This window comes from Vibrio sp. 10N.222.55.C6 (genome assembly GCF_041473395.1).
GTDB lineage: Bacteria > Pseudomonadota > Gammaproteobacteria > Enterobacterales > Vibrionaceae > Vibrio > Vibrio crassostreae_C.
Window position 1 is genome coordinate 1 of the sequence record NZ_JBFRSD010000116.1, and the last position, 206, is coordinate 206.

Annotated in this window: 1 pseudogene; it reads left to right on the top strand. The window is 45.6% G+C overall.

The features are described from left to right. Positions 1–206, top strand: a pseudogene (locus AB4486_RS22805) (two-component system response regulator YehT); the annotation flags it as partial.

Sequence of the window (206 nt, forward strand, 5' to 3'; positions counted from 1 at the left end):
ATGCTTGACCCGGAAACCATGCCCTACGTGGTATTTGTCACCGCCTACGACCAATATGCTATTCAAGCCTTTGAAGATAATGCTTTTGATTACCTACTTAAGCCAGTCGAGCCTTGTCGATTAAACAAGAGCGTTTGTCGCCTGAATAAGGTCATCAAACAAAATCAGAAAGCGCCAGCACAAGACATCTCTGCGATTGCTCCCTG